The sequence below is a fragment of the Ventrimonas faecis genome, assembly GCF_040096075.1.
Classification (GTDB): domain Bacteria; phylum Bacillota; class Clostridia; order Lachnospirales; family Lachnospiraceae; genus Brotaphodocola; species Brotaphodocola faecis.
Window position 1 is genome coordinate 57,652 of record NZ_JBBMFJ010000013.1, and the last position, 26,193, is coordinate 83,844.

General features: G+C 46.5%; 22 protein-coding genes. 4 read left to right on the forward strand and 18 right to left on the reverse strand.

The genetic code is table 11. The features are described 5' to 3' along the window. Window positions 1-52: 52 nt before the first annotated feature. Together WMO41_RS07730 and WMO41_RS07735 are read right to left on the reverse strand one after the other, a co-directional pair. On the reverse strand, window positions 53-916 hold the full coding sequence (locus tag WMO41_RS07730) for a hypothetical protein (protein ID WP_349229262.1): 864 nt from the start codon (window positions 914-916) through the stop codon (window positions 53-55). 300 nt (window positions 917-1,216) lie between these two features. Beyond that, window positions 1,217-1,750 carry an HD domain-containing protein gene (locus WMO41_RS07735; protein ID WP_494338433.1) on the reverse strand — a complete coding sequence of 178 codons (534 nt, stop codon included), beginning with the start codon at window positions 1,748-1,750 and terminating at the stop codon, window positions 1,217-1,219. A gap of 326 nt (window positions 1,751-2,076) precedes the next feature. On the opposite strand from WMO41_RS07735, the gene WMO41_RS07740 reads away from it, so the two are divergent. Further along, a complete protein-coding gene (locus tag WMO41_RS07740; RefSeq protein ID WP_349229263.1) occupies window positions 2,077-2,829 on the forward strand; it encodes a hypothetical protein in 753 nt (250 codons plus the stop codon). Window positions 2,830-2,945: 116 nt separating this feature from the next. Here the strand turns inward: WMO41_RS07740 and malQ are convergent, their stop codons facing one another. After that, window positions 2,946-4,514: a 4-alpha-glucanotransferase gene (gene malQ / locus WMO41_RS07745; protein WP_349229264.1), complete on the reverse strand. Its 1,569-nt coding sequence runs from the start codon at window positions 4,512-4,514 to the stop codon at window positions 2,946-2,948. 52 nt (window positions 4,515-4,566) lie between these two features. Next, window positions 4,567-5,886: an MATE family efflux transporter gene (locus WMO41_RS07750; RefSeq protein WP_494338434.1), complete on the reverse strand. Its 1,320-nt coding sequence runs from the start codon at window positions 5,884-5,886 to the stop codon at window positions 4,567-4,569. Window positions 5,887-6,356: 470 nt separating this feature from the next. On the opposite strand from WMO41_RS07750, the gene WMO41_RS07755 reads away from it, so the two are divergent. Continuing rightward, window positions 6,357-6,575 carry a hypothetical protein gene (locus WMO41_RS07755; protein WP_349229266.1) on the forward strand — a complete coding sequence of 73 codons (219 nt, stop codon included), beginning with the start codon at window positions 6,357-6,359 and terminating at the stop codon, window positions 6,573-6,575. A 24-nt stretch (window positions 6,576-6,599) separates the two neighbouring features. Beyond that, the gene (locus tag WMO41_RS07760; RefSeq protein WP_349229267.1) at window positions 6,600-7,076 is read left to right on the forward strand and encodes a VanZ family protein; all 477 of its coding nucleotides are present in this window, start codon (window positions 6,600-6,602) and stop codon (window positions 7,074-7,076) included. Between the two features lie 9 nt (window positions 7,077-7,085). Here the strand turns inward: WMO41_RS07760 and WMO41_RS07765 are convergent, their stop codons facing one another. The 14 genes from WMO41_RS07765 to WMO41_RS07830 all read right to left on the reverse strand — a co-directional run bounded on the left by WMO41_RS07765 (window position 7,086) and on the right by WMO41_RS07830 (window position 25,549). After that, window positions 7,086-7,778: an NUDIX domain-containing protein gene (locus WMO41_RS07765; protein WP_349229268.1), complete on the reverse strand. Its 693-nt coding sequence runs from the start codon at window positions 7,776-7,778 to the stop codon at window positions 7,086-7,088. Further along, the gene (locus WMO41_RS07770; RefSeq protein ID WP_349229269.1) at window positions 7,775-8,341 is read right to left on the reverse strand and encodes an NUDIX hydrolase; all 567 of its coding nucleotides are present in this window, start codon (window positions 8,339-8,341) and stop codon (window positions 7,775-7,777) included. Before WMO41_RS07770 ends, WMO41_RS07765 begins: the two co-directional genes overlap by 4 nt. A gap of 101 nt (window positions 8,342-8,442) precedes the next feature. Beyond that, window positions 8,443-8,853 (reverse strand): TIR domain-containing protein, encoded by a 411-nt coding sequence (locus WMO41_RS07775; protein ID WP_118531594.1) that lies wholly within the window; start codon window positions 8,851-8,853, stop codon window positions 8,443-8,445. Between the two features lie 243 nt (window positions 8,854-9,096). Then, entirely contained in the window at window positions 9,097-9,786 is a 690-nt protein-coding gene (locus WMO41_RS07780) for a LytR/AlgR family response regulator transcription factor (RefSeq protein ID WP_349229270.1), read from the reverse strand. A 191-nt stretch (window positions 9,787-9,977) separates the two neighbouring features. Beyond that, entirely contained in the window at window positions 9,978-10,556 is a 579-nt protein-coding gene (locus WMO41_RS07785) for a DUF2399 domain-containing protein (protein WP_349229271.1), read from the reverse strand. Continuing rightward, window positions 10,528-11,058, reverse strand: a complete 531-nt coding sequence (locus tag WMO41_RS07790) for a DUF2397 family protein (RefSeq protein ID WP_349229272.1) — start codon at window positions 11,056-11,058, stop codon at window positions 10,528-10,530. The genes WMO41_RS07785 and WMO41_RS07790 overlap by 29 nt, the downstream gene beginning before the upstream one ends. Window positions 11,059-11,273: 215 nt before the next feature. Then, window positions 11,274-12,743, reverse strand: a complete 1,470-nt coding sequence (locus tag WMO41_RS07795) for a P-loop ATPase, Sll1717 family (protein ID WP_349229273.1) — start codon at window positions 12,741-12,743, stop codon at window positions 11,274-11,276. Further along, complete coding sequence (locus tag WMO41_RS07800; RefSeq protein ID WP_349229274.1) at window positions 12,721-14,112, reverse strand: KGGVGR-motif variant AAA ATPase; 1,392 nt, start codon at window positions 14,110-14,112, stop codon at window positions 12,721-12,723. Before WMO41_RS07800 ends, WMO41_RS07795 begins: the two co-directional genes overlap by 23 nt. A 17-nt stretch (window positions 14,113-14,129) precedes the next feature. Then, window positions 14,130-14,579, reverse strand: a complete 450-nt coding sequence (locus WMO41_RS07805; RefSeq protein ID WP_349229275.1) for a HEPN domain-containing protein — start codon at window positions 14,577-14,579, stop codon at window positions 14,130-14,132. Window positions 14,580-14,669: 90 nt separating this feature from the next. Further along, the gene (locus WMO41_RS07810; protein WP_349229276.1) at window positions 14,670-19,232 is read right to left on the reverse strand and encodes a DEAD/DEAH box helicase; all 4,563 of its coding nucleotides are present in this window, start codon (window positions 19,230-19,232) and stop codon (window positions 14,670-14,672) included. A 218-nt stretch (window positions 19,233-19,450) separates the two neighbouring features. After that, complete coding sequence (locus WMO41_RS07815) at window positions 19,451-21,991, reverse strand: P-loop NTPase fold protein (protein ID WP_349229277.1); 2,541 nt, start codon at window positions 21,989-21,991, stop codon at window positions 19,451-19,453. A gap of 165 nt (window positions 21,992-22,156) precedes the next feature. After that, window positions 22,157-22,762, reverse strand: coding sequence for an AbiH family protein (locus WMO41_RS07820; protein ID WP_349229278.1), 606 nt, complete (start codon window positions 22,760-22,762; stop codon window positions 22,157-22,159). Window positions 22,763-22,786: 24 nt separating this feature from the next. Further along, window positions 22,787-24,136 (reverse strand): macro domain-containing protein, encoded by a 1,350-nt coding sequence (locus WMO41_RS07825; protein ID WP_349229279.1) that lies wholly within the window; start codon window positions 24,134-24,136, stop codon window positions 22,787-22,789. Window positions 24,137-24,166: 30 nt separating this feature from the next. Then, window positions 24,167-25,549, reverse strand: coding sequence for an AbiH family protein (locus WMO41_RS07830; protein WP_349229280.1), 1,383 nt, complete (start codon window positions 25,547-25,549; stop codon window positions 24,167-24,169). Here WMO41_RS07830 and WMO41_RS07835 point away from each other — a divergent pair. Next, complete coding sequence (locus tag WMO41_RS07835; protein WP_349229281.1) at window positions 25,548-26,126, forward strand: AAA family ATPase; 579 nt, start codon at window positions 25,548-25,550, stop codon at window positions 26,124-26,126. The two genes, WMO41_RS07830 and WMO41_RS07835, sit on opposite strands and share 2 nt — an antisense overlap. Window positions 26,127-26,193: the final 67 nt, after the last annotated feature.

The following is a 26,193-nucleotide window of genomic DNA, read 5'->3' on the forward strand; positions in this document are numbered from 1 at the left end:
TTTGCCGTTTCCTATGCGAACCCCATGTTCCTGCCTGCTGCCAGCCTTTCTTTTACCGTCTCCGCGCATGCCACTCCCGCAGCTTCCGGTAAATCCAAAGCAGCGCCAGCACCAGAAGTCCGCCAAAAAAGAAGATGGCTCCGATTCCCACCGCAATCAGCAGGATTCTGGTCACCTTTTCCAGAAATTCCTGCAGCCCGGACTTTTTTACTTCCGGCTGCTTCTCCGCCTCTTCCGGCCGCGCTGCCTCCGTTTCCGCCTTTGCCCCGGCTGTCTCCTCCGCTTCCTCCCAGGCAGGCTCTTCCTGCATCTGAGCCTCATCCAGTTCTCCCGGCGCGCCGCCCCGCTTCAGTTCCTTCCAGCGCTCCGGCTCCACAACCCCTTCATACACGACCTGATAATCCCGCAGCAGCCGGTTTCCGCGGGCCACCGCATCCCGGCACACAATGCTATCCTCATTTTCATAGGGCATTCCTGCCCAGACAATCTCTTCTACTTCATATTCTTCTTCGGAGAGTCCCATGCTACGGAGCAATTCTGTTCCATACTGCTGCGCCAGCTTTGTCAGCTGCGTAAAATCTGTCAGCTCTGCTCCCCCTACGATCATCTCACCAAGCTGGTATTCCCCGGCCCCATACTCATAAAACGTGATGGGAAAGGAAAAATCATCCCGCCAGTAAGCATCTTCTTCCACCTGCTCCACCGCCCGGCACCGCACCAGTTCCTCATCATTCCCGGCCAGCACCGAAACCGTAATCTCATCCGGAAGCGCCGCCTCTCCCTCTACTGCTTCGTATGTCACTTCCCGCCGTACGGTTTCCGCGCGCACCTCAAGCGCGCCGACTACGCTCATCTGCACCAGCACCAGCGCCGCCCAGAGCGCAGTCTGTATTCCCTTTGCTTTTTCTTTTGTCACCCAAATCCCCCTGAAACCTTAAGCTGCTGCCTCTTCCCTTATGACACAACTGTAACCTCATTTTGATACCGGAATTCCTGCCGCGAACGAGGCAGGCCTGTCTGCACATGCCGAAACCGGCGAACCGTGCGGAACGGTGTGTCTGCTGACTGTTCACACCGCATTTCTTACGCCCATTTTACTTCGGGCCGGAACACGCGTCAAGCGCATTCCGGCCCGGTTATTGTTCTCTCTGCCGCAAAAATCGACACCGCTTATGCGTTATCCAGAACGGTGTCTGATTTTGCCAATGCTTCAGCTCTATGATTCATATACCAGATGATACAGCCGCTCCAGTTCCTGAAATGGCGGCAGATCCCGCAGTTCCTGCAGGCCATCCATAATTCCCTCCAGATACCACTGGTGGCATTCCCGGTGCTTTTCGTTGAAGCGCTGCCAGATCTCATCCCCGATCACCATATAATCGCGGGCCGTGCTGCGCATATTGCTGAGCTTGTCCCCCAGCGTGAGCAGCTTCACCTCCCACGGTGCCTGCTTTAAATGGGCAATCGTGCTGGCCTTGCGCTCCCGCCAGGTACGGGACTTGTCCTCACTCTCGGCCTTCACAAACGACAGCACCCGGCTCCCAAACGCCTCTTCCAGTTCTTCCGGCGTCACACTGGTATCCTCCAGAACATCGTGAAGATACGCCGCGGCAATGACCTCCGGATCATCGGTCATCTGCGCCACAATGAGCGCCACTTCCATTGGATGATAGATATAAGGAATCCTGCTCCCCTTCCGCATCATGCCCTCATGGGCCTTTGCCGCAAATACCGCCGCTTTCTGAATCATCTGTCTATCCTCATTCATATGCCGTTTTACCGCTGACCTGTTATTTTCCACCCGGAAAACACCCTTCAGCAGCATCTCCTCTTCTGCAATCCGCGTTCCCAAACCATGGAACCGTTCCATCTTCACAGTCACCAAACCACCTGATATTTTCATTCGTAACTGTTCAGTACCCTCACAGTTACTTTCATTCTACCATACTCCCAGGCTTCCCGAAAGGGGCTAACTCATGGAATCGTAAGAAAAGTTGTCTTGTAAATCCGTGGTTTTTCTGTTATGCTAATGGACAGATCATCGGGCATTTTGCCTTGCGATAAAAGGAGTTTTTTATGGAACAGAATCAGTCATCTGCGTCCCGCCGGGATCACCGGTACCGCAGGAAAAAACAAAGTGAATGGCCGCACATCCTCTTATTTTATGTGCTCCCGTTCCTTGTATTTAACAGCATCTTATTTGTCTGTCTCACCGCGAAGCCAAAGCTGAACGTTGTGGTAGAAGACACCAACGACTACCTTTCCACCCATGTCGTCCTGACCGTAAAGTCATTTTTCCCGACCAAATCCGTCAGCATGACATTAGATGGCGAACCGCTGGAACTGGAAAAAGGCAAGCACCGTACATACACAGCCACCGTTTACAAAAACGGCTCCATCGAGTCTTCCGTGGTAAACTTAAACGGCATGCCGGCCACTGTCTTCGAGCACGTGAACGTGTTAGATGACAATCCGCCGGAATTTTCCAGCACCGATATTCAGGACGGTGTCGTTACCATCACCTTATCCGACAGCCAGTCCGGCATCAATTTTGATTCCGTCTACGCTCTGGATTCTGCCGGAGAACGCGTAGAGCCCACCAGCGTGGACCGCGCCAGCAACACCCTCTCCTTCGAGATGGACCCGGCCGGACTTCATGTTTACGCCCGCGACAAGGCCGACAACGAGGTACAGGGTACTTTCACCTCCCACAAAGAGGGCAGCGTAGAAACCCTGGAGGGCGGCGCAGTCGACCCGGAGGAACATGACAGTGCCGCAGCGGGCACAAGCGCTCAGGCCGCAGCTGCTACACAGGTTTCCGTTCCGTAGTCTTTCCGTAATCATGGAACCCTTATTTTTCAAACGAAAAACGCACAGGTTACAGCATCATCTCTGTAACCCGTGCGTTTTCTTTTTTGTGTACTCCGTGCCACGCTCCGCGGATATCACTTGCTGCTTCGCACTCCTTGATCTGCCTGATCCTTTTCCGGCGCATCGGCCTGGACCTTCTTTGCCCGTCCGTAAGTCTCCGCCATCTCCCGGCACTTTGCGACCAGCTCCGGCGTCATATCATCTTTCTTCATACGCCAACGCCAGTTTTTCCCCAGAGTAGACGGCTCATTTGTGCGCGCCCAGTTTCCCAGGCCCAGATAATCCTGCACCGGAATCACCGCCAGCTTCGCCACACTGGCCAGCGCCAGGCGGATGTAATCCCAATGGATCTCTCCCTCCGGTGTATACGCATTTCCCAGATACCGCAGCGCAAATGCCTTTGACGCCGGAGAAAGACTGTGATACCATCCCTGCAGCGTCATATTGTCATGGGTTCCCGTGTAAACCACACAGTTTTTCGGATACCGGTGCGGCAGATAGCTGCTGGCACCCTCATCGTCAAACGCAAACTCCAGTACCTTCATGCCCGGGAAGCCGGTCTTCTTCACCAGCGCCAGCACAGAAGGAGTCAGGAAACCAAGATCCTCCGCAATGATCGGAAGCTTGCCAAACCGCTTCTTCATTGCCTTAAAGAGGCCATAGCCCGGCCCCTTCTCCCAGTGGCCAAACTCCGCGGTTTTGTCTTTTGCCGGAATCGAATAGTAGGCATCAAATCCGCGGAAATGATCCACCCGCACCACATCATACAGACGGAAGCTGTACTCCATCCGCGCAAGCCACCAGGCATAGCCGTTCTCCTTATGGCGCTCCCAGCGGTAGAGCGGATTGCCCCACAGCTGGCCCGTAGCCGAAAACGCATCCGGCGGACACCCGGCTACCGCCTCCGGCTGGCCATCTGCGTCAAACTGGAACAGCTCCGGATGCGCCCAGCTGTCCGCGCTGTCCATGGCCACATAAATCGGGATATCCCCAATAATCTTCACGCCATGCTCATTCGCGTAACGTTTTAACTTCGCCCACTGCTCCTGAAATTCATACTGCAAAAATTCATAAAAGAAAATCTCATCCCGGCAGATCTCCCGGTACCGCTTCAGCGCATCCGGCTTTCTGGTGCGGATCTCTTCGTCCCACAGAAGAAAGCTCTTCCCGTCAAAGTGATTCTTGACCGCCATGTAAAAGCAGTATTCCCGGGTATCCTCCGTGAGCGCATCCGCAAAAAATTCCTGCAGCTTTTTCTCGCTGCGCCCCTTCTCCTGCTGCTGGTTTTTCCATACTCCAAATGCCTTTTTCAGCAGCGGAAAACGGTGGAAATACTGTTTCGCATAGTCAATATCCTGCGGGTTCTCTCCCAGGTCCGCCGCGTCACATTCCGCCTTCGTCAAAAGTCCCTTCGCGATCAGCGTTTCCAGATCGATAAAATACGGATTTCCCGCAAACGCGCTGAACGCCTGATACGGGGAATCCCCATAACCGGTAGGACCAAGCGGCAAAATCTGCCAGTACCGCTGCCCCGCCGCAGCCAGCTGGTCCACAAAGGCATAAGCCTCTTTTGAAAATGCTCCGATTCCATACTCCGACGGCAGACTCGCCACCGGAAGCAGCATACCACATGCCCGTTTCATACTCCGCCCCTCCTTCTCGTTACTGCTTACACGCTGTGCAACTGTAGTCTTCTCACACCTGGTGCACCCGCGCTGTAAATCCTTTAAACCGCCATACAAAGACCACCAGGCGGAAGATCCAGTCCACAAACATGGCGTACCAGATTCCCAGCACGCTCATGTGAAGTCCCCTGACAAATACATAGCCCAGTCCGATGCGGAACACCCACATGGAAAATACCGAAACCATCATGGTAAACTTCGCGTCCAGTCCTGCACGCAGCGTATTCGGCAGTGCGAAAGCCAGCGGCCAGAGTACCATACCGCAGGAATGTGCCAGCAGAAGTTTCTGTGCCAGCACCGACGCCTCCGGTGAGAGGTTGTAAATTCCCACCACCCGGCTCCGGAACACCGCCATGCAGGTACAGATGATAAGTAACAGTCCGTAGTTGACCGCAATGACCTTTCTCGTGTAGGACTTTGCCTGTTCCGGTTCGCCCGCGCCCACACACTGGCCCACAATGGTGATAAGCCCCAGTCCCAGCGCCACTCCCGGCAGATACTGAAACGTCACCAGGTTGGTGGCCACCGCGTAGCCTGCAATGGATGCCGTGCCAAGCGTCGAAACCAGACTCTGCAGCGCGATTTTTCCAAACTGGAACATGCCATTTTCCAGACCGCTCGGGATTCCCACCGCCAGAATCTTTTTGATCATATCCGGCTGTGGAATCATCTGCCCCAGACGGTCCACCCGAATGCTGTTTTTCGGATTCCGCACCAGGAACACCATGACCACTGCCGCAAACAGACGTGAGACCAGGGTAGGAATTGCCACGCCTTCCACTCCCATATGAAGCCCGAACACGCAAAGCGCGTTGCCCGCCACATTGATGGCATTCATTGCCAGAGAAACCTTCATGGACACCTTGGAATTTCCCATGGACCGAAACAGTGCCGCCCCGGAATTGTAAAGCGCCAGAAATGGATACGACATAGCGGTGAACCAGAAGTATGTCTGCGCGTTGTCCATAACCGCCGTTTCCACCGAACCGAAAATCAGCCGCAGCAAATGCCGGTTTCCGATAAATGCCACCGCCGCGATGAAAAGCGAGAGCGCCGCCGTGATCAGCACCAGCTGCCCGGCCGCCCGGCACGCCTGATCCGGCTTTTTCTTTCCTATATATTGCGAACAGACCACCGCGCCGCCCGTTGCCATAGCCGAAAGCACCTGAATTACCAGCACACTGATGGAATCCACCAGTGCCACGCCGGAAACCGCCGTCTCGCCAACAGCCGCTACCATCACCACATCTGCCATGCCCACCAAAACAGCCAGAAGCTGCTCCACCAGAAGCGGGGCAAACAGACGGATCAGATCTTTCCGTGAAAACATTCCCATGTCCTTATCCTCTGTTTCTGCTGTGCCTTTCCGCACATTTTTCTGCATAGTTCCACCTTGATTTCTTCAGATTCCCGTTGTTGATAAATTTCATCGTAACTGTTCAGTACCCTCACAGTTACGGGCAAAAATCCATTGAAAATTGCCTTCGGCAATGGGATTTTTGCCTGCAAGCCCATGTTTTCATACGGTCAGCGCAGTGAATGCGCAGACCTACTGAACAGTTACATTTCATCATTTGTCACCTGAACGAGGCAGAAACAATAATCCTATGATACATATTTTGCCGTGAATTTACAAGTATTACTTTTCACGGAAGCAAATTTGGGATATACTTGGAATGTTGCTGTTTGCACAACGTGTGAACAACAACATGCAGTTTGTCGCTCCAAAGAGCGGCAAAAAAGACACCGGCTGATAAAAAAATTTTTGATATAAGAAAGTGAGACACCATGATCAATCCGATGAAATTAATGAAAATGAAAAATGCCTGGTCCCGCTTTGCGGCACACCATCCGAAATTTCCCCTCTTTTTAAACGCAATCGTCAGAAAAGGCATCCAGGAAGGCACCATTTTTGAATTCAAAGTCACCTCCCCGGACGGCCAGGAACTCGTCACCAATATGCGCCTCAGTTCCGAAGATATTGAACTGTGGAAAGAAATCTCGGAAGCCATGCGGTAATTTATGAAAACACTGAAAAAAATTATGGCGATGGTACCTGCCATCGCCATTGCTATTGCCATTTTTTATTTTTCCAGCCAGCCCGCAGTCCAGTCCACCGCGACAAGCGACGGCGTCACCCGGCTGCTCCTGGCCATTGCCGACAGGCTTCATCTGCTGGAACTGCAGTCTGTTGATGTTCCCGCTGTCTGCGCATTTTTAAGCATGCCGGTCCGTAAATGCGCCCACATCACCGAATACACCGTATTCTGCCTGTCCTTAATCTTCGGCCTGCGCGCCTGGGGGCTGCGCGGAAAGCAGCTGCTGAGAGCCGCCCTTGCGCTGACCTTTTTCTATGCCTGCACCGACGAATTCCATCAGCTGTTTGTGACCGGCCGCGCCGGACGCTTTTCCGATGTACTGATTGACAGCAGCGGCGCCGCACTGATCCGGGTTCTGGCGCCGATGTTCTGGCGGCATGGCAATGAATCAGGTCAGCCGAATCGGCCAGTTCAGACCTGACCAGTCCATTCAGACAACCGCCAGTCCTTCATGATTATCGTGGATTATACTGGAAAGCCTCATTGCTGCGTATGCCAGAATCAGACCATGATCAAAGGCAAGCCCGTTCTCTTCCGTTTCCAGATACAGCCGCGGTTCCAGCTGCCCTGACAGCCATTCCGAACGAAACGGAATGCGAATTGTTTCCTGTTTCCCACAAAGTTCCAGTCCCCAGCGGTGAACCTGCTGCAGTTCTTCTTTTCTTCTATTCCCGGCCTTCTCGCCCGGTCCACTCGCATCCGGCAGCTGCTCCAGCTTTACAGAAAACCACTCCGCTGCCTTTGCGTCATCTCCCGCTTTTACAGTAATCTCCGACTTCTCAACCAGTGCCAGATACGCGCAGGTAATCACCCAGCGCCGCGGATCCCGCCCCGGTGTACTGAACGTGCGCAGCTGCTCCAGGCATCCGCAGTCCACGCCCGCCTCCTCTTTCAGTTCCCGCGCGGCCGCATCATCCACCGACTCATCCGGGTTTACAAAGCCGCCCGGCAGCGCATACTGACCGCGAAACGGCGGCCGGCCGCGCTGAATCAGAAGCACCTCCAGATGTTCCTCTTCACTGCTATGGGCAAAAATGACCATATCTGCTGTCACAGACGGCTTCGCGTATTTGGAATCATCGTAGGTTTTCACAAATTCCTGATCTTCTTTTGAGAGATTCATCCGTCATTCCTCCCGTCCAGAATATCTAACGCCGCGTATAGGGCCGCCACATGCACAGCCTGTTCAAACACGCCATCCCGCAATGCCTTTCGCACATCCTTTAAATCCATGAACTCCACCGTCACATCTTCCATCTCATCCAGATGCTGCTTCGCCGCCCACTCTGCATCCGTTGCCAGATAGCAGTAAGCATACGCTGTAGAATTGGCTGCGTTCGGCGCTGTCTTCATCAGAAACTCCAGCTTTCCGGCCCTGTACCCGGTCTCCTCCAGAAGTTCCCGCGCGGCTGCTGCCTGAGGATCCTCCTCTTTTTCAATCGCGCCGGCCGGCAGCTCCACAAGCACCTTCTCCGCGCCATGACGGTACTGGCGCACCAGCACCAGACGTTGATCCTTTGTCACCGCAACTACAACCGCAAAATTCGGATCCCGGTGAATATAGAAAGGCTCAATAATCCGCCCGGCCGGCAGTTCGCAGCTTGATGCCTCCAGCTGCACCCAGGTATCCTGAAACACAATTTTCCGGTTCAACACCTTCCAGGCCATATCCCGTTTCTTCTCCATCCAGACTCCCTCCTCTTCCCAGTTACAACATTTCAAATACTTTCATTATACGGAGAAGGCGGAAAGAACGCAAGAAAATTTCTGCCTGTGAAGCGCAGCTTTTACAGACAATACTCCTGAATCGCGGCTACAATGGCGTTGCGCTCACATTTTACCGTTACCCGGCAGTTAATCTGCATCCGCTTCGGCACAGGAGAAGCATCCCAGTCCCGGACACCAATCAGTGGCTTGTGCATTTCGTTGGCAATGTCGATTGCCAGATCAATCCACTCTTTATAATTCCCATACATCTCCGCAAAAAGTACCACACAGCCACACTCCGAAATCTTGCGGCGCAGGAGAAGCATCCGGCGTTTTCGGTCCAGTTCTTCCAGCTCATTGTTGTAACTCACCGAATCATCGGTCCACTTAAAATAATTTGTTGTATTCAGCCACTCACACACTGTATCATAAATCTCACGGCCATTTCTCGCACGGCTGATCACAACATGTCTGTCCTTCAGTACCGGCATTGTCATCCCCCCTAATCTGCCAAAAAGAGCGCTGTTTCCATGAACGGAAAAAGACAGCTCTTTTCAGACTGTCTTTTTGTAATGTAATGCCTTTATTTTACTGTAGTTTTCCGAAAAGAGACACCTCACTGTCAACTTTTCCTGTTATTTGTCACCTTTTGCCGGTGTCCAGAAACGGATAATACCTGTTTCAGAACAGCCAATGACCAATTTTTACTTTCCGGACTTACCCGGCAAAGCCTTCTACCAGCCGGCCTCCATACGGGACGCCACTTTCTCGCGGTATTTCGGGCTGATGCGGAATGTCTCGCCATTCTTTAAGCGAATCATCTGACTCTTAACCGCATCTACATATTTCAGATTGACCAGATAGCTGACCTGAACCCGCACAAAATTGTAATCCTGCAGAATCTTCTCGATGTCATCCATCTTGCCGCGGATCAGAGGCTTGTTGCCATTCGCCATATACACGTCAATGTAATGGTTCCGGCTGACGAGATACATAATCTCGTTCACATCCCACACATGGTATTTCGCGCCCTCCGGCACAATCACCTGCGTTGCGGAAATCTTTCTTTTATAGGAAATAATTGCCTGCTCCAGATCTTCATCCAGATTCGTTTTTCTTACAAAATACAGCGGATTGGTGTCAAAAGAAGCAAACACCTTGTCATCATACGCGGATACAAAAACCACTTCCTCAAAGCGTCCGGAATTCTTCCACTGTCTTGTAATATCAATTCCGTCCTGCTCCGGCAGCACAATGTCCATGAATGCAAGCTGATACGTTTTATCACATGCCTCCAGCTGACTCAGTCTGCTCATACGGTCCACTTCAAATTCCAGATCGTACTTTCTAAACAGGGCCTCCACCTTCATCTGCACAAGCTCTGCCAAAATTTTATTATCATCAAAAATTAACGCATTTCTCATACTGTGTCCTTATTCTCCCCAAATGAAAATCACGTACCTTATTAATAAAACGAACTCATTATACTAAAGGGAAATATGTTTGTAAAACGTATTTGAAAGATTCGGAAGTTCGCACAAAGAAACAATGGAGGCAAGGGCATTAAATGGCGGTTTTTGCCATATAGATTGATGGGATTTTATCAAAATCTGTCCTATAAAATCCTACTCCATCCGACTCCATTTCTTCTTTCCAGACTTTCAATCCCACTTTTCACCAGTTCCGCGTCTCTCAGCTTATCCAGCTTTTTCATGCGTTCCGGCGAAATCATTCCTTCCGGGAGGTTTTCCGCTGATCTGGCCCGGAGGTAGTATTCCGGCTTGTATTCCCATAATTCCAGCCTGCTGCCATACCGGTCTTTCAGTCTCTGGGCTATGCCAAGTCCCTCCGGATCAAAATCCCCGGCATAATGCAGCCTGCTCTCCCGGCTCAGAAGGTCGAGAAGAATCAAGACCGACAATCTGAGCTGTCCATTGGTACAGACAAAGGCTTTTTCCGGATAACGGCTGACAAGCACCGCAAATACTGCAGGGTTCTCTACCACATATACATCTTCCCCGCCGCAAACCCGATCCAGACGATACAGCATCTGAAGCGTACACTGCAGCGGCTCCCGCATCCGGTAAAATCCATCGATTCCGCTATGTCTTGTCCCATCCTGTAAAAATGCCTGGATTCCATAAATTAATACCGTGTTGGACAGGTCATCTTTCAAAATACCGGCACGATACAAAATCCGCGCTTTCCATTCCGTATCCGAATAAGATGGCTGCTTCTTCAGTCCATAACACTTCTTTCTCTCGCTGTTCTTTTTTCCCGATCAGGGGGCCGCCAAAATACGCGCATAAAATCTCATCCCAGGAAAGAGCCGCAAATCGGCTGTCCGCCAAAGCCCGCTCCACAAACAGGTTCTCCAGCCTGGTCACCATGCGCTCAATCTCTACCGAATACTCCGTCATCTGATAGCGGAAATTTTTGTTCTTAAACGCCTCAATACTTTTCACATTTCTGGTATCCTGCAGCGTAGATAAATTCTTCCACCCCACCAGGGCATTTAAGTCCTGCCTGCACTGCTCCATCGTGTAATCAAAAAAATACGGCTCTGCCTTCAGTTCCTCAAAAATTTCTTCCTGATAAAGCCAGTAACGCATTTTCTCATAATGCAAATAAAAAAGCCGCATGATTGAGCGATACCTGTCCGCGTTTTCCGCGCTCAGGTACCGCGATTCAATCAACGGCGCAGTAATTTTTTCTTTTCATCTCAATATGGATATTGCTGAATGTCACCCTTCGATTTGATTACGCGAGGTTCTGTTTTTTCCGGTACTTCGCTGATCTTTTTTACTGCAATCGCAAACATCCAGTCATGCATTCGGCGTTGCTCCTGCTTGTGTTGCTTAACTTACTGACATTGGTTCACGCGTTGCGCTCACTTTTTCTTCACCTGTTCCTATTTCGGTCTCCGCAATCCACCTCTTCGGCGCAAGCCAAATCCATGCAGATAAATTTCCGGCATATTGATTCTTTCATCCGTGTTTTTCTGGATGATTCCCAAAGACATTAGTAAATTCATTAATTCTTCAACTGTTCCGACAGGAGGTTTCACTTTCGTATCCATATCGAGAAGTCGTTTCATCTTCTTTCTGAAATCTGTCCCTGACATCAGCAATGTTTCGCCTTCCAGAACTGTTTTCAAATTTTCCAGCCATGGAAAATCTTCTTTCAATTCAGCCACACGATCTGCTGACACTTCCTGAACTGCTCCCTGAATGGATGATGCCGTCAATAAAGCGGTTGTTGACTGCATCTTAGGATTCTGCAGCATCACCTTAGCGGCACAGGCATAGCACTTCAAAAAAGATCTCGGTGCCAGGTCTCCATTAGCATCCTGCAGATGGTTCGGCACCCAGGAATAACTGTCTCCCTTTTTCGGGGATGTTCCCATATAACGCCCTATCAAATAGACAATAAATTTTTTGATAATTTCTTCCTTTTCCGTTGGAAGATAACCAACCGAAGAATCCTCCTGAACAAGTCCCGGAACTGCCGACATATATTCTATCATTTCCCGCGTCTGCTCCTCCGTTTTTGCATTGGCGAGACGGCGAATCAGAAGACGGTACAAAGAAAGCGTATTCCAGCTTAAATCAATCTGACGGCTTCCCAGTTTTGATGCATCCGGAAACTGCAGGCTTTCTGAATTCCGCAAATCTGTACGGATAAAGATCTTGCATTTCAGCCTGCGCCAACGCGTGCTGACTGAAAACCAGTACATAATCAATGTACGGATATAAGAATACATAATGTCATGGTCTGGACTGATCCGGTCAATCTGATCATATGCCATAATTAGCCAACGATCTCTCCGCGCAAGAATTTCATCCACCTCATCCAGAAAATTTTCCCAGTCTTCCGGATGTTCCTGATAAAGCGAGAGCCATTTGCCTGGTGATTTTAATATGGTTTTCTTTTCAAACAGTTCTAATTCCTGCTGCGAAAAAAACTCTTCTGCCACAGTGCAAACTTCCGTATCATTCGCAAAAAAGGCTAACAGCTTCAATACAATAGCCCCCACCCAAAATGCCATTGTATCCTTATCTTCCTGAAAAGTTCCCAAAACATTCTGATTTGGCAAACTGTTATCTTCTTTCGAATACCCCACCAAAACATCCGTATTTTCATAATTCGGCCTGTTAAAATAAATTCCATCTCCGATTACACGACGGAATCCATCCTCACCTACCAATGTCTTAAACACTCGGGTCTTTCCCGCACCACGCCCGCCTACGATCAGAAACTTTGTAGGATCCTGTAATTCCTGATACTGCTTTACCTGTAGGAAACTGCGGATATCCTCCATCTCATATTCAGTTGTTCCTCCAAGCTGCTCAAAAGTTTCAAGCAAAACTGTCTTGTCCACTGTTTTCCGCATCTCCTTCCTGAGTTTCCCCAAACCGTTCCATGATCCGTTCTGCGATCTCCCGATAAGGCCGATCAGACAACTGAGTTTTCAAATCTTCCACCCTGTTCTCATCATATAATGGAATATCCCCCGACAAAGCTGGTGTATACCGAACAAACACCGGATCGTGGGCTTCTCGGCTGGCCCGGATTCCTGGCTGCATATCGTTGTCATAATAATCTGAGCAAAATACTTCATACGATTTTTTCCGGAAGCGTTCTTTTTCTTCCTCCGACACGATTCCATTCACTCCACAGGCACTGTCAACCATAATGGCAAACGGTTTATCAGCCTGGCTAGCTGCAATGGTTCGTACCGCCTGCTGAATTCCGAACCATGACTGGAAACTGTCTTTTCCAAAAAGTACAACCCCATGAGGAATCTGTGCTGTAACCACTCCGGCCATATCATGAAAGCCTGCTCTGGAATCGATCAGAATATAATCAATTCCACCGCTATTCTTCAAAGCTTCACAACAATCTTTCAAAAGCTGAACTAAATTCTTTTTTAAATTTTCTCCAACTAATTCCTGACTGTCTATTCTGGCAAGCTTCAGCAAAAACTCATCGTTCAACTTTCCTCCGCTTACCAAATACAGGTTTCCCATATCACTCTCCATGTAAGCAGGACTGGTCAGGGGGATAATATAGTCTGACATATTCACCGGAGTATTCGGATTCATCCCCTTTTCCTGCAGATAATCTACCGTTCCTTTTCTAATATAGCCTGTATCATCAACCGGGAAAAAGAATGTTGATAATCCCGGTGCTTCCAGGTCCGTATCAATCATTAAGACATTTTTCTTTCGTCTCAGCAATTCCAATGCAACTGCCGTTAACGCTGTTGTTCTTCCCATGCCACCTTTGTAAGAGAAAAAGGTTACAATCTTAGGCAACACTTCTAAAGCTTCTGGCTGTGTGTCTCTATAAGGCCACGCTGCCTCTTCCTTCTGACAGCATTGAATCCATGCTTTCTTTGCAATTCCACGTTCTACCACATACCACTTTACAGACACATTTGCCCCAGATGGTGGATTTTGATCCTCCACACGCAGTTCGTAAATCTTATCAAATAAATCCTTCGTCCAGTCCTCTGCGCCTTTTACAAATATCGTGTCTGAAAAGAATCCACCCATATCTATCGTCAGATCATTTTTCAACACATCCACACTGTTTTCTGCCACTGTATAATGATTCTGCGGTACCAAATAAACAGAAATCATTCCCTTTGCATCCCGCACAAGATTTACTTCATCCAGTCCGGCAAAATCATTCCATCTCGCGATCCTGCTCTTTGCTGTATCCAATGCATTCTCAAAACTGACCAACTATTCGCCCTCCTGCCTCATATTGTTATAAGCCCATCTATTAGCATATTCATAATCACCTGCTCCATACTCTGGGCAAATGCCTGGCAATCAGCCATCTCCTGCTCCGTAACAGGAAAGCACCGCTGATATCGTCTTGATGGATGATCCTTATAGAGTTTTGGCGGCATTATCCCCGTTGGCATAGCAGAAGCAAGTCCGCTATCTATAGCGGCCCAGGCATTCAGAAGAGACGAAACCTGTGTCCAGTCTTTATCTATGCCATGCGCAGATGGCCTCAGCTGATATTTCCAGTATAACAATGCCTTCTGCGCACATTCTACTGAGAATGCATAATGACACAGAGCATTTTCATACGCATCTGCGTCTCTCAGAATCTCCGCATCATGAAAATGCCGTAATGCTGCCGCCGGATAATTGTCGTTTGCATTTTGTGGATTTCTGGTATTATTGCCGCTGCCAGCCATTTCTTATCCCCCGAATGAAATAATATGTTTATTATAAAACGAATATGTTTTATGTACAATTGCAAATTTGTATCTATATATCATTTACTCCTACCGCTCCCCCTCCTTCATCAACAATCCAACCTTACTCTCATAGATCAACCCCTCAATCCGGTTATGATGTTCTGACTCCGATGCTGCGAATATGGTTTCCAGCAAAGTTTCAAGATTTTCCCACCGGAACAATTTTGTGTGACAGCAGTCGTTTCGCCGGTTTTTGCATTCGAATAATTTCGCCCGGAAATCATCCCACCACTGTCTGTCATACGCCGTATAGCCAAGCTGTGCCATAATGCTGCCGAGATTATTTTTCTTATACTTAATGAAGGTCGGATACCAGCCAAGCGTAAATTCCTCCGGGCTGGCATCTTTCAGATACCGGATGCGCTGATCCGGAGAACCGGCAGTCCGCATTGCCCGCATTTGATAATCCGGGAAATAATGCTTTAACGCGTCCGCAAAGCATTCCTGCATCCGCGCCTCAATTGCCTTACAAAACAGGATTCCGCAGCAGGATGCATCGATTTCCGCATTTGTCTGCTTGTAGGCACGCTCCAAAAGCAGGTACAGTTTCATACCCCAGATAAGATTCGACTGTATTTTCGGTCCGAATTTCGAAATCTCTTCCATACTGCTGAAACCAAATCTGGACAGCTCCTCTTGCGTCAGCTTTCTCGACATGACACTGCTTCTGCTTAATTCGCCAATCACTTCCTCCGTTGACGGGATATATTCTTCCTCTTCTTCGCTTTCGCCCTGCTCATGCTGAACAGGAAATGTTGTTCCGCCCGGAATCTGCAGGCATAAATGCTTCAGTTTTTCCTGATCCGGCTGCGCTTTCTGTAATTCGCGATCCAGGTCTTCAAACGCATAGGTGTCTATAATCTCTTTCGCCCTGCTGACGCATTTGGACTGCTTCCATGCCTGAATGTCTCCGATCACATAGAATCTGTATTTTGCCCGTGTTGCAGCAACATTTACAATGTTGTTGTTGACCCACCGGATTGCCGGCCCGGCATTCGATGACGTATCGCAGCCAAGCAGAAATATGACCTCCGCAGCCTCTTTTCCCTGAAACCGGTGTACCGTTCCCACATTTTTGTCCAGCCAGCCAGAAAGTGACGGCTCATACTTCAGCAGAACACTCTCCCTGTGGTTGTTCTGACAAGCTTTTGCATACTTCTTCACATAATCCTTAATTCCCGATACCACAGTTGTAAACGGGCTTATAATAAACAGATCCGGAGACGGATTCTTTGAAAAAGCGGCTTCCAGCATTTCGATCACTTTATCGCCCTGTTCCTTTACAAAATGTCTCTTTCTTCCCGCTTCTTTTCCGCTTATATTCATCCACTGCGACTGCGCGGCTATGAATGTGGCCAGCTTCTCCGCCTTAGGCTGGGCGGTCTGCTGTTTCATAATATTGTTATAAGAAATGTCATTGGAAATATCATACATCGGAGCAATACATCTTCTGTGCACCAGCAGCGGACAGCCTACCCACTCCTGTGCTCCCTGGTCATTCTCAAGATAAGTTCCGTATGGATTCATAAGATCCGCAAAACGCTGAACAGAGTTTGTCTTATCCGCATAGAGCTTAAACATATCCTCTGTATACGTCTGCTTCAGTACATCCTGGTCATCCGTAACAACAGGCTCCACCTGCTTCGGATCCCCCACAATTACCGCTTTTCCGGCCCGGCAAAGCGCGCCAATCGCCATATGAGGAGAAGCCTGTCCGGCCTCGTCCACAATCAGCGTTCCAATGATATCCTCTTTGACATTTTTTAATAATCTTTGTACAGACGCAAATGTAGAAGATACAACCGGGATAAGTAAAAACAGCGTCTCATAGACCGCAGTCGTACACGCCTGCAGGTCATCATCTGCAAACCTCACCGGATCCGCATCGCCATAGCTTCCGCTCCAGAGGCAGTCCAGATGCTTAAAATTATCCCGGCACTTGTTCGATCCAAGAATGAATTCCTTTGTCATCTGAAGCGCATATAAAAACAGTTTTTCACGTTCCCGATTGTAGTGCTCTGAAATCCATGGATTTCTAAGCTGCGCCTTTGTTGAGACATCCATATCCGATGACAAAACATCTTTGATAAACTGACGGTCCAAAACAAAGCCACGCTCATAAGAATCCCGGCTCTGATAACTCAATTTTGCTTTCTCAAGAAGTTTTTTCTGCTCTTTCACTTTCCTGTCCGCAGCAGCAAGCTCCGTTTCTAATCTTTGTCTCTCCGCCTCAATTGCTGCCCGTTTCGCCTGAAATTCTTTCAGTTTTCTGCCATTCTCGTAAATTTTCGTTTCCAGACTGTCTATCTCATCCTGAGAAGCAGGCAGTTTCCCATTTTCATCATTCAGCTCCTGATTTAGTTCATTCATCTGCAGCAAATACTGCTCCTGCATTGCAGATGCCTGTGTGATGCCTTCCTGAGCTTCCTTATATCTGGATGATTTAAAAAGCTTTCCAAACAAAGAGACACTCCTTTGCAGCGTATCTATTCTTGTCTTGGCAGCAGCAATATTTTCTCGCTGTAATGCTATTTTATTCTCCAGGTCCGCACAAACGGCACGAATGCCGGTGATTTTTGTCTCAAGCTTCTTCTTTTCATCGTTGAGCCGGCCTATGTTTTCCTGCTGTTTTGCAACCGTTCTGTCAAGTTCAGATAACTGCTGAGTTTGTTTCTTCCGCTGAATTTCTGCCTGATGCTTCTTTTCCCCTGCCTTTTTTGAAACATTGGTAAATTCTTTCTCCTGATCGGACAATTGATCCAATTTTGCTCGCAGATCTAACACGAAAGAAAGCTGTGAACAAAACCGTTCCCTCGCAGCGAGATATGTTCTCTTTCTCTTTATTACATCATCATTTCTCTTCATGACTTCCAGAAGTGGAACAATGACGTTCTTTTCCACTTTATCGATATTCGCTTTCTTACCCAGTGAGGCTGATATCAGCCCAAAGGCCTGCTGTTTCTCCTGCTTTCCAAACTCATCATTCAAAAGATCTGTCGCAAATCTGGAAAAATAAATATCCGGCTCGTCCATTACAATTTCTTTTAAACGCGCCTTTTTCTCGCCCTTTTCATTCGTATATTCTTCCCAGATTTTCTGTCTAAACGGCAGCGTTTCTCTGCTTTCAGACACAGTAAATAACCCTGTCAGTTCATCCAGGGCAGCATCATTCGGCCCGCCTTTCTTTTCTGACTGAGCCAGATCCCCTATGATTTTTTCCTCAAGCGGCAGCTCTTTGGTGATATTTTCTACAGCAGTATTGTTGCTGGATGCCACCAGAATACTGTACCCGGAAATCTTCTTATTCTTCAGCCTGTGATATTTTTTCACCCACTGATTATAGGAATTTCCCGGCCCATTGCCATGCTGAAAAGAATAGTCATCAAACGCCTCATCCGGATCCGCGTACTCTGCAAGAAGCCTTGCTTTCTCAATGATATTGCTGACAATAATCTCTTTTAACAGCGTGGTCTTTCCGGTTCCAGGCGGGCCATTCACGGAAAATACCGGCAGCTTTGCATCCTCATCCGTTGCCAGATTTACAGCAATCTGCTGCATCAAAACCGGCATAAAACGGGAAGGCCATTTCCCCAATGGTGCCCTTTTCGCCGTAAGGGTATCCCGCATAAACTGATATAATTCCTCTTCCTTTTGCGGTTTCACAACATCAAATCGAGGGGGTTTCTTTTCAGAATCTATGCCGTAACGATAAAGGCCCAAAATATAATCAAGAAGAAGCTTTTTCTTACCCTCTGTAAAACTGTGATTCCGAATCCCATCCGCAGCCATTGCAAGATCTTCCGAATAAAAATCCATATGAAGACCTATTTCATTCTCTTCTTCTTCGATTTCATTCTCTGACGCATACAATTTGAAATAAACAGTAAGAAATGATCCCCTCGTCTCAGATATGTCTAAATGAAGCGCTTCCAGAACCATATTCTCTATCTGTTTTAACACATCATAGGAAACCGTATCAGAGACAGCACAGGATTCCTTTGATTCCGATGCCGAATCCCCTTCTTCTATCGGTTCGAATAATCTGCTGATCTGATCTTCCAGCTCTCTGACCTCGGAGTTATACTCTGACACTGCCAGCTTCTGACTGGCATTGGCCGTACCTCCGGATAACCGTTTCATGGCCCATGCCAAAGGAGATATCGACAGTGAATCCGCGATATAACTGCCATCTTTCGAAAATTTTAATGACGCAAGAGCTATCTCATCATAGTTTTCTTCCGGCCCCTGGCCAGCCCATTCCACATTCTGCGCTATGTTCTGAATGCATACTTCCTTCCTCATACAGCCCACAAAAACTGTAAAATCGCTCCATACCGAAAGCCGCATGGCCTCTGCTTCCGCTCTCACCAAGGTCCGAAGCGTATCTCCCGGCTTAAACCAAACAAAATCCTCTACCTTCTTATTCGGGCGCTTCTTTCTGCCTTCCAGCAGCTGTTTTTTATATGTTAATGCACTCGTTTCTTTCTCCTTATATTTTTTCAGGCTCTGCTGGTTTAAAAATTCCATGATGAACCAGTAATCGAGAATTTTGATTGCGTCTTTTTCATCTGTGGTTAAATTTGCTAGCATGTTTTCACCCCTCTTGAAGTTCTGATTAATATTATTGTAACGCTTCTTGGGGACGCGCTCAAGAGATATCTTTGATACGAAAAAAGTGATGCCTGGTTTAATTACCACTGGAAAATGTCTTACGATGTTATATTCATCTCCGAACATCAACATACCGGCTGCAGCAGGATACAATACTTGTTACATAACTATAAATTTCTTCCAGTCCATACCGTTTCCTAATTGCCTGTATTTCTCGGAATACATCTGGAAAAAAATTGTTTATTCAACATTTTTGCTTCCCGCAGAGACACCTTTTCTTCTACATATGCCTGATCCAGATACCGTCCAAACTCTTCCTGATTTATGTCAGATTCTGCCAGTTTCTCAAGCTTTTTATACATTTCTTCGTCCACATATTCCTCCTGAGAATGTGTATTAATTTTTATCTGAAGCCAATCCTTCCACTCCGCTATTTTCTCTGTTTTCACCAGTTCCTGATTTTTCCTGAAGAAACGCAGAACCACTTCCATATCTGCACGGATATGGTCACATTCTGGAACCAAAGTCATGCTTAACTGAAGTCTCTGATCTATATCTTTCAAATAATCCAAAAGAAGATCCTTTTCTCCGTTTGTATCTAATTTCCATTCCTGATAATAATCCAAAAAGCCGACATACCAGGCATACTGACTGTACTTCTTTAAAAAATTCAGATACATCTTCTCTTCCGGCATTCGCCCAATAATCTTCATTTCATTAAAATTCTTTATAATTTCAAGAAACACCTTACAGGATCTGGCATCTATGTAATTACACATTGCAATATATTCTGGAGTAATCTGATGTGTTTGCCCTTTATTATAAAACACAACAAAACGATACCAGATATCCTGCGCCCGACTTTTCCATTCCTCAGCCTCTAATAACAGGCGCAATGATTTTGCCAATTCTACATATCCGTCAATTCCCATAAGAAATACGCCCTCTTCTGACTGTTTGAACCGCTTCCACCCCGCTACCTGATCTTCCTGCTCTAATACTTCAGATACAAACACTTTCGCCCTCTGCTCTGCCTGTGTATCTTTCTGATTTCCATTGGCATGAAGGTTCCGAATCAGAGCACTGACCTTATCATTTTTCTCCGCATGCTTCAATGCTTCTACAGAACGCATATAGTGGTATTCATATACTCTGTTTACTCGTTTTCCCTCGCCTTCATCCATCTTCGTTCTATCACGATACGCCTCATCCATACTCTGAATGTTATATCCCAAAAGTTTCAACAAAATCAGACCACACTGATTTTCCTGTGTATTTGGAGCAGAAAACAGTTCCCTTACCTTATCTTCTGATAAACCACTTTCTGACTTTCCATCTGCTTCCTGATTCTTCCGCACCTGATTCATCAATTCCTGAAGACTGTATCGCTCCTTTGTCTGCGGTACTTCAAATTTTATTTCATCTATACAATTCCCAAAAAGAGTCAGGCCTTCATAAAAATCCGGGAAAAAGTGCTTCATAAAATAGAACGCAAGTACTGTATTTTGTTTCTTTTCCGTTCCAAACTCCGGTTTTTGAAGCTGCTCTTCACTCTCTTGTAAAAAATGTTTTACTTTTCGCAGTGATGGATTATCCAACCGAATGGACATCTCCATATTAAAACCAAACACTTCTTCTGCATACGCTCCCAAAAAGACCGAAGCTGTTAAAAAATAATATTTTGAATATGCTTTCTTATCTGGCATATAATAACGAACTGCATCCTGAAATGATATATTCGTCAGGTTAACCACATATGGAATATACTTCTCCAGATACGATCTTCTCAGTCCACACTCTGCCAGATTTTCGCTGTCATATTCATATACAATCCGGATCTGCCCTCCCGACAAGCGCTCTGTAAAATCAAGTAATTTCTTTATTTGTTCTACATTCTGGATACGATCCAGATCCTCAATCACAATCAGAATTATTTTTTTCAACTTTGCAACATCTTCCCGATACGAATCCAGTACTTTTGCCTTGATATCCCCTGACTCTCCCAGAAATTGCAGAAATTCTTTAAGTACAGAATTCGCTGTCATGATGCTGCGAAGTTCTTTTGAATAGTGCGGATAAATTCGCTCTTTTCGAAAAATCCGTTCCATTTCCTGCAGCAGAAACAAATCCACTTCATCCAGGTTGCAGGTCAAAACATCCACCCGCAGAAGATAAATCTCTTTCTCATGTCTCCGTTCAAACTCTTCCAAAAGACAGGTTTTCCCGGTTCCCCATGCACCATTTACACCAACCACATTTGAAAAAGTCAGATATTCTTCCAACCGAAGAAGATCCCGTTTTCTACTTTCAATAAACCAGGGTGAAAATTTCAAATTATCATTTACAAATCCCTGATCATTGCCAGATTCCACTTGAATATTGACACATTTCTTTTTTAATATCAGAACAGAACTAATCCATAAAATCTCTCCTATATATCCACAAAATAGCAGATAAACATACCAATTTCTCCCATAAAAGTGCCAGGAAATTATATTTTTTTGTACCGTTCGAATGCCAATATAGGAAACCATATTAGCCCATGCCGCCACCAGAATATTGCAAAATAAATACCTGTTTTTACGCACAGAATATTTTAAAATCAGTCCCAACAACAACAAATCTATAATCATGAAATAGACAGAAAGCGGCACTGTTTTTATGGTAAAAAAGAAAATGCTACTGAAAAACAACACACCGATCGGCCATAAAATTTTCTCAATTTTATTATTGTTCATATGACAGTCATCCTTCGTAAACTCCAAATGTACCCTTAAATCCATAATTTCGCAGTTTCACTTTTTTAATCCTCAGACTTTCCTTGTCCTGACTTTCAAATTCCGTAAAATACCACACTGCATCTGAAGATATCTTCCTGATGATCCGTTTTATATATACCCCATCTACTTTTCCATAACTGAAACCATACGAATACACCTGGTCAATGGATGTATTAAGTCCCCTAAAAAACTTCTTATTCCGAATCTGCGCAAAATCTGTATGAAGGTAAAGAACTTCATATCCGTCCGCCGAAACAACCGGCTCAAACTGTCTTTTTTCTCAAAATTATCCAGTTTTATTGGTATCTGCAATTCCCTGAGCCATTGCTGAAAAAATTCCTGCCAATACTTCTTAGCACACGCAATAAAGCCACTAGTAAGTCGGTCCATATACAATAGATACTGTTGCATCAAAAATGTGTCCTTTTCATCCGTTTCATCTCCATAAAGCTCTGGACCTGGAAGTTTTTTTGAAAAATTCACATGCGCCAATGACGCCTCAAAATCTTCCCAATCCGGACCATCCACCTGGTCCAATGCGCTAAGCAGAATTTCCGCTGCAAACTCCTCTTGTTCTATCTCATCAGCATCCTCCAGATAAATTTTCTCGTCACGAAATTCCAATGCTTCCGGATATTTTCTGATAAGAAACTCACGAAATTTTCTATATTCTGATGGAATTCCATGGGCAATATCAAAACCATTTCCTACTATAAATAAAGCGCTCATATCCAGTTCTCCCCCCATTCCTTGTTAACTCAAAAACTCCTTCTGCTTCATATGCGATGCCAGGTATACCAGCACCAGAGAAAAGAAGAAGAATTTAATTGCCGAATCCGCATATAAAAATACATCTGACATCCAGGGAAGTGTTTCCACCCATGAAACATGCTCTGGTATGTTCTGGAAACCCAGAAGACCACACTTTCCCGCTGCTCTAATCGAGATCAGACCACCATGGCCCCAGCTGAACCAACGCTCACAGCATCCATACAGCACCGAAAGATCCAACGCTGCCTCCATATAGTTCATAAACAGCATGAGCCATGTCCGAATTAGGTTTGCTGATGGTCTCTGGATGTCTGACATCATCATCAGAATTAGCAAATAGGTAAGCGTATCCGCCAGGCTATACACGATCAATGCCGACAATCCTACCAATAGCCATTTTGCCGTTATCCGGTTCAGAAACAGCAGACTCACAAATGGCAGCGCTATCTTGCACGCAACTAGCCATTCCACAAAACTCCGGCGTTTCTCCCAGTCTCTTCCGCCAAATAAATCTTTCAGAAACATTACCGGAAGAAACAGCATCCGAATGAGCATTAAGATTTCCCGTACCGTGCGCGCAATAGAAAAATATCCCCGTTCCCGGTCATACATGCGTATTTCCTTCCAGTAGCTCAAATGCGCCTGCCACGAGGTCAGATACGTAATCTTGCGGTTACTCATCAACAGCTGATGGTACTTCTGCATTACCCAATTTGCCGTCTGGAATTTTTCATCCGTTTTTGCCTTGGAAGGATGGAAAATAAAAATGTAGACCCGTTCCAGTTTTGCCTTTTCAAACAGTTCTGAATCTTTCTGGCGCCACTCCAAAATCGCGTTGTTAATGCTGCAGACCGCAATTTCCATAGCAAGTTTAAATGGGAAGCCATAATCCCCAGCGCCAATGACAGGCACTGCCACATTTCGAATATCCGGATGTTTTTTCACCTCATCGATTACAGAATGATAGCAGTTTTCCAGTGTCTGTATCCGGGAACTGGAGCATATTTCTCCGCTTCCGTCATACTTGGATCCCACCGTATGTATAATATAACGGCACAATTTCTTTCCTTTTTCCCCATCAGAGGTTGTCACCGCTTTTCCCCGCCCACAGCGCTGCCGGTTCGCCAGCCGGTCCGTTCCAAGCTCCTTACAAATCCGCTTTTTCAGTTTCGGCAGCTTCGCATGGATAGCTCCATCCACGCCCTGATTGCTTCCCATCAGCGTAGGATTCGCGGCATTGACAATCGCATCTACTCTCAGCTTTTTCAGCAGTTTTTTATCTGTGATGCCCCCTTTGACCACAACAATTACATGATCCATTCCCAGCGTCATATTCTTCTCCTTTGTGCCTCTTTCTGGCTCCTAAGATGGATTTTCTATATTACCAGAACCTTCAACCGCAAATTTACCAATACATGCGTCAATTGTCTGATAACACTTTACGTTTTTTATATGTAAGTCTCTTGTCACCCGTTTGATCCGCTTTCGGTCTTCGCTTGAAAAACAGCTAATATGCCAGTTCGCACTATGTTTTCTTTCCATATATCCCCCATCTACATATTCCATGTACCCCAGGATTGAATGACAATTTGCCGGGACTTTTTTCCCATACTTTTCGGCCAGTTTTTCAAGTTTATTTTGGGTCCGCTCTGCCTGCTCCATCCAGAAACGCTGCTCCACCGCTAATCTGCTCAGTTTTTCATCATACGGCATTTTATCGTCGCATCCCTCATCCAGGTATGCAAACCAATCCTCCTGTTCCGGGTTCAGTCTGTTGCTGTGCCTTTCCGCATACTGCAGATTCAGGATAATTCCAGCCATAAGTGCCTCGTCATTTCCATTCAGCATGGCCCCAAACAGTTCCATATCCATATGTCCAACCGGAGATAATGCTTCATAGTTACAGTTACACCAAGTAACTGCATGAAGAAATTCAAAATACTCCGAATCTGCCGGAGCAAAGGAATGCCCCAAAACATAAATGTTTTCAATGTCTTCCATATGCACTCCGTTTTCCATAAAAACCACACACAGATCATCCATGCGGTCCACTACGTGTTTATCAGTCTCGTATAAAGCCGCCTCCACTGCATACAGACCTTCCAGCCGCGGTAACCCCTTCTTCGGATCTTCCGAACGAATAAACCGATGCTCAATCAGTTCTGAAAAAGGCTTCTCCGGATGACTGGCATGTCCCACTACAATAGAATTTAAATCTGATGCACTTCCATGAATATGGAAATCATTTCTGGCCTTCACCCCAAACCGTTTTTCCAAAGTATCCGTATAATTAAAATTGATAACGAAACAATCATCTCCAAACACAAAACCACTGTTTTTTTCTTCAATCTCAATCGTTCCAACCCAGTCACAAAACAGCTTTCGCAACAATAATGTTGCTTCACTCACGGCTTTTTTTAAGGCTTTACGCCCCTCCTCACTTCTTCCAAAATGGAGATTAATTGCCTGGTCATTCATGCGGTCCATCCGCGCTTCCAGATTCCAGAAAAATTCATCCTCCAGTTTTTCTGGATTCAGAATATCTCCATATATAAGTTCCACGGCTGTCAGTTTCTGTTCTTTTCCAGTCTTATCTGTCACTGTATAAAAGGAACAGCCCAAGGCCTCGGCCGCGCTTATAATGTGTTCCTGATAATAAAGGCGAAAGTTTTCATAAGAGGTTGGAAGATTTTGCCAACGGTCAAAGCCATTGCCAACGATAATTAGATTTTTATATTTTTTCATGATTTTCACCTCTCTTCAATCATGGATACTGCAAGTTCTGCATACACTATACTTCTCCGCAAATAGTACCATTCAATTATCTCTATTAGTTATCGATGAAATTGAACTTGGCTTACATGAAAGTGCCCAAAAACGTTTAATTCAAGAGCTAAAAAAATTGTGTTTGGAACTTCATTGCCAAATTATCTGTTCCACTCATTCATGCACTATTCTTGATTGCTTACCTCCTAAAGGTCGTTTCTATCTGGAATCTGTAGATGGCATGACCAACATTTTCTCTAATATTTCATCCGAGTACGCAACTGGAAAACTAAGTGCCGGTGAAAAAAAGGAATTATCTGTTTACACCGAAGATGAAGTTGGTTGTAGCATTTTGCAGGGTTTTCTTCCCAACCCCATCTTAAGGCGCATTAAAATTGTACCAATCGGTTCTGATCAAGCTGTTCTAAAACAACTTGCTGCAGCTTATCGTGTTGGGAATCATGCATGTATTGCATTTTGTGACGGTGACAAACGTCAAAATTATGAAAAAGCCACTTCACAAGTTAAACGGCATTTAGAAGGACGGAGAGTATGAGAAAATCTCTGTAAATAAGATTCTTCTATGATAATTAAGAGCGATAAGCTTGTGAATCAGGCTTGTC

Coding starts and splice junctions, on each gene's coding strand:
- WMO41_RS07735 (WP_494338433.1), bottom strand. CDS start 1,750: ATGATTCAGAAAGCGGCGGTATTTGCGGCAAAGGCCCATGAGGGCATG.
- WMO41_RS07740 (WP_349229263.1), top strand. CDS start 2,077: ATGGAACAGAATCAGTCATCTGCGTCCCGCCGGGATCACCGGTACCGC.
- malQ (WP_349229264.1), bottom strand. CDS start 4,514: ATGAAACGGGCATGTGGTATGCTGCTTCCGGTGGCGAGTCTGCCGTCG.
- WMO41_RS07750 (WP_494338434.1), bottom strand. CDS start 5,886: ATGTTTTCACGGAAAGATCTGATCCGTCTGTTTGCCCCGCTTCTGGTG.
- WMO41_RS07755 (WP_349229266.1), top strand. CDS start 6,357: ATGAAATTAATGAAAATGAAAAATGCCTGGTCCCGCTTTGCGGCACAC.
- WMO41_RS07760 (WP_349229267.1), top strand. CDS start 6,600: ATGGCGATGGTACCTGCCATCGCCATTGCTATTGCCATTTTTTATTTT.
- WMO41_RS07765 (WP_349229268.1), bottom strand. CDS start 7,778: ATGAATCTCTCAAAAGAAGATCAGGAATTTGTGAAAACCTACGATGAT.
- WMO41_RS07770 (WP_349229269.1), bottom strand. CDS start 8,341: ATGGAGAAGAAACGGGATATGGCCTGGAAGGTGTTGAACCGGAAAATT.
- WMO41_RS07775 (WP_118531594.1), bottom strand. CDS start 8,853: ATGCCGGTACTGAAGGACAGACATGTTGTGATCAGCCGTGCGAGAAAT.
- WMO41_RS07780 (WP_349229270.1), bottom strand. CDS start 9,786: ATGAGAAATGCGTTAATTTTTGATGATAATAAAATTTTGGCAGAGCTT.
- WMO41_RS07805 (WP_349229275.1), bottom strand. CDS start 14,579: ATGGCTGGCAGCGGCAATAATACCAGAAATCCACAAAATGCAAACGAC.
- WMO41_RS07810 (WP_349229276.1), bottom strand. CDS start 19,232: ATGCTAGCAAATTTAACCACAGATGAAAAAGACGCAATCAAAATTCTC.
- WMO41_RS07815 (WP_349229277.1), bottom strand. CDS start 21,991: ATGAACAATAATAAAATTGAGAAAATTTTATGGCCGATCGGTGTGTTG.
- WMO41_RS07820 (WP_349229278.1), bottom strand. CDS start 22,762: ATGAGCGCTTTATTTATAGTAGGAAATGGTTTTGATATTGCCCATGGA.
- WMO41_RS07825 (WP_349229279.1), bottom strand. CDS start 24,136: ATGACGCTGGGAATGGATCATGTAATTGTTGTGGTCAAAGGGGGCATC.
- WMO41_RS07835 (WP_349229281.1), top strand. CDS start 25,548: ATGATTTTCACCTCTCTTCAATCATGGATACTGCAAGTTCTGCATACA.
- WMO41_RS07830 (WP_349229280.1), bottom strand. CDS start 25,549: ATGAAAAAATATAAAAATCTAATTATCGTTGGCAATGGCTTTGACCGT.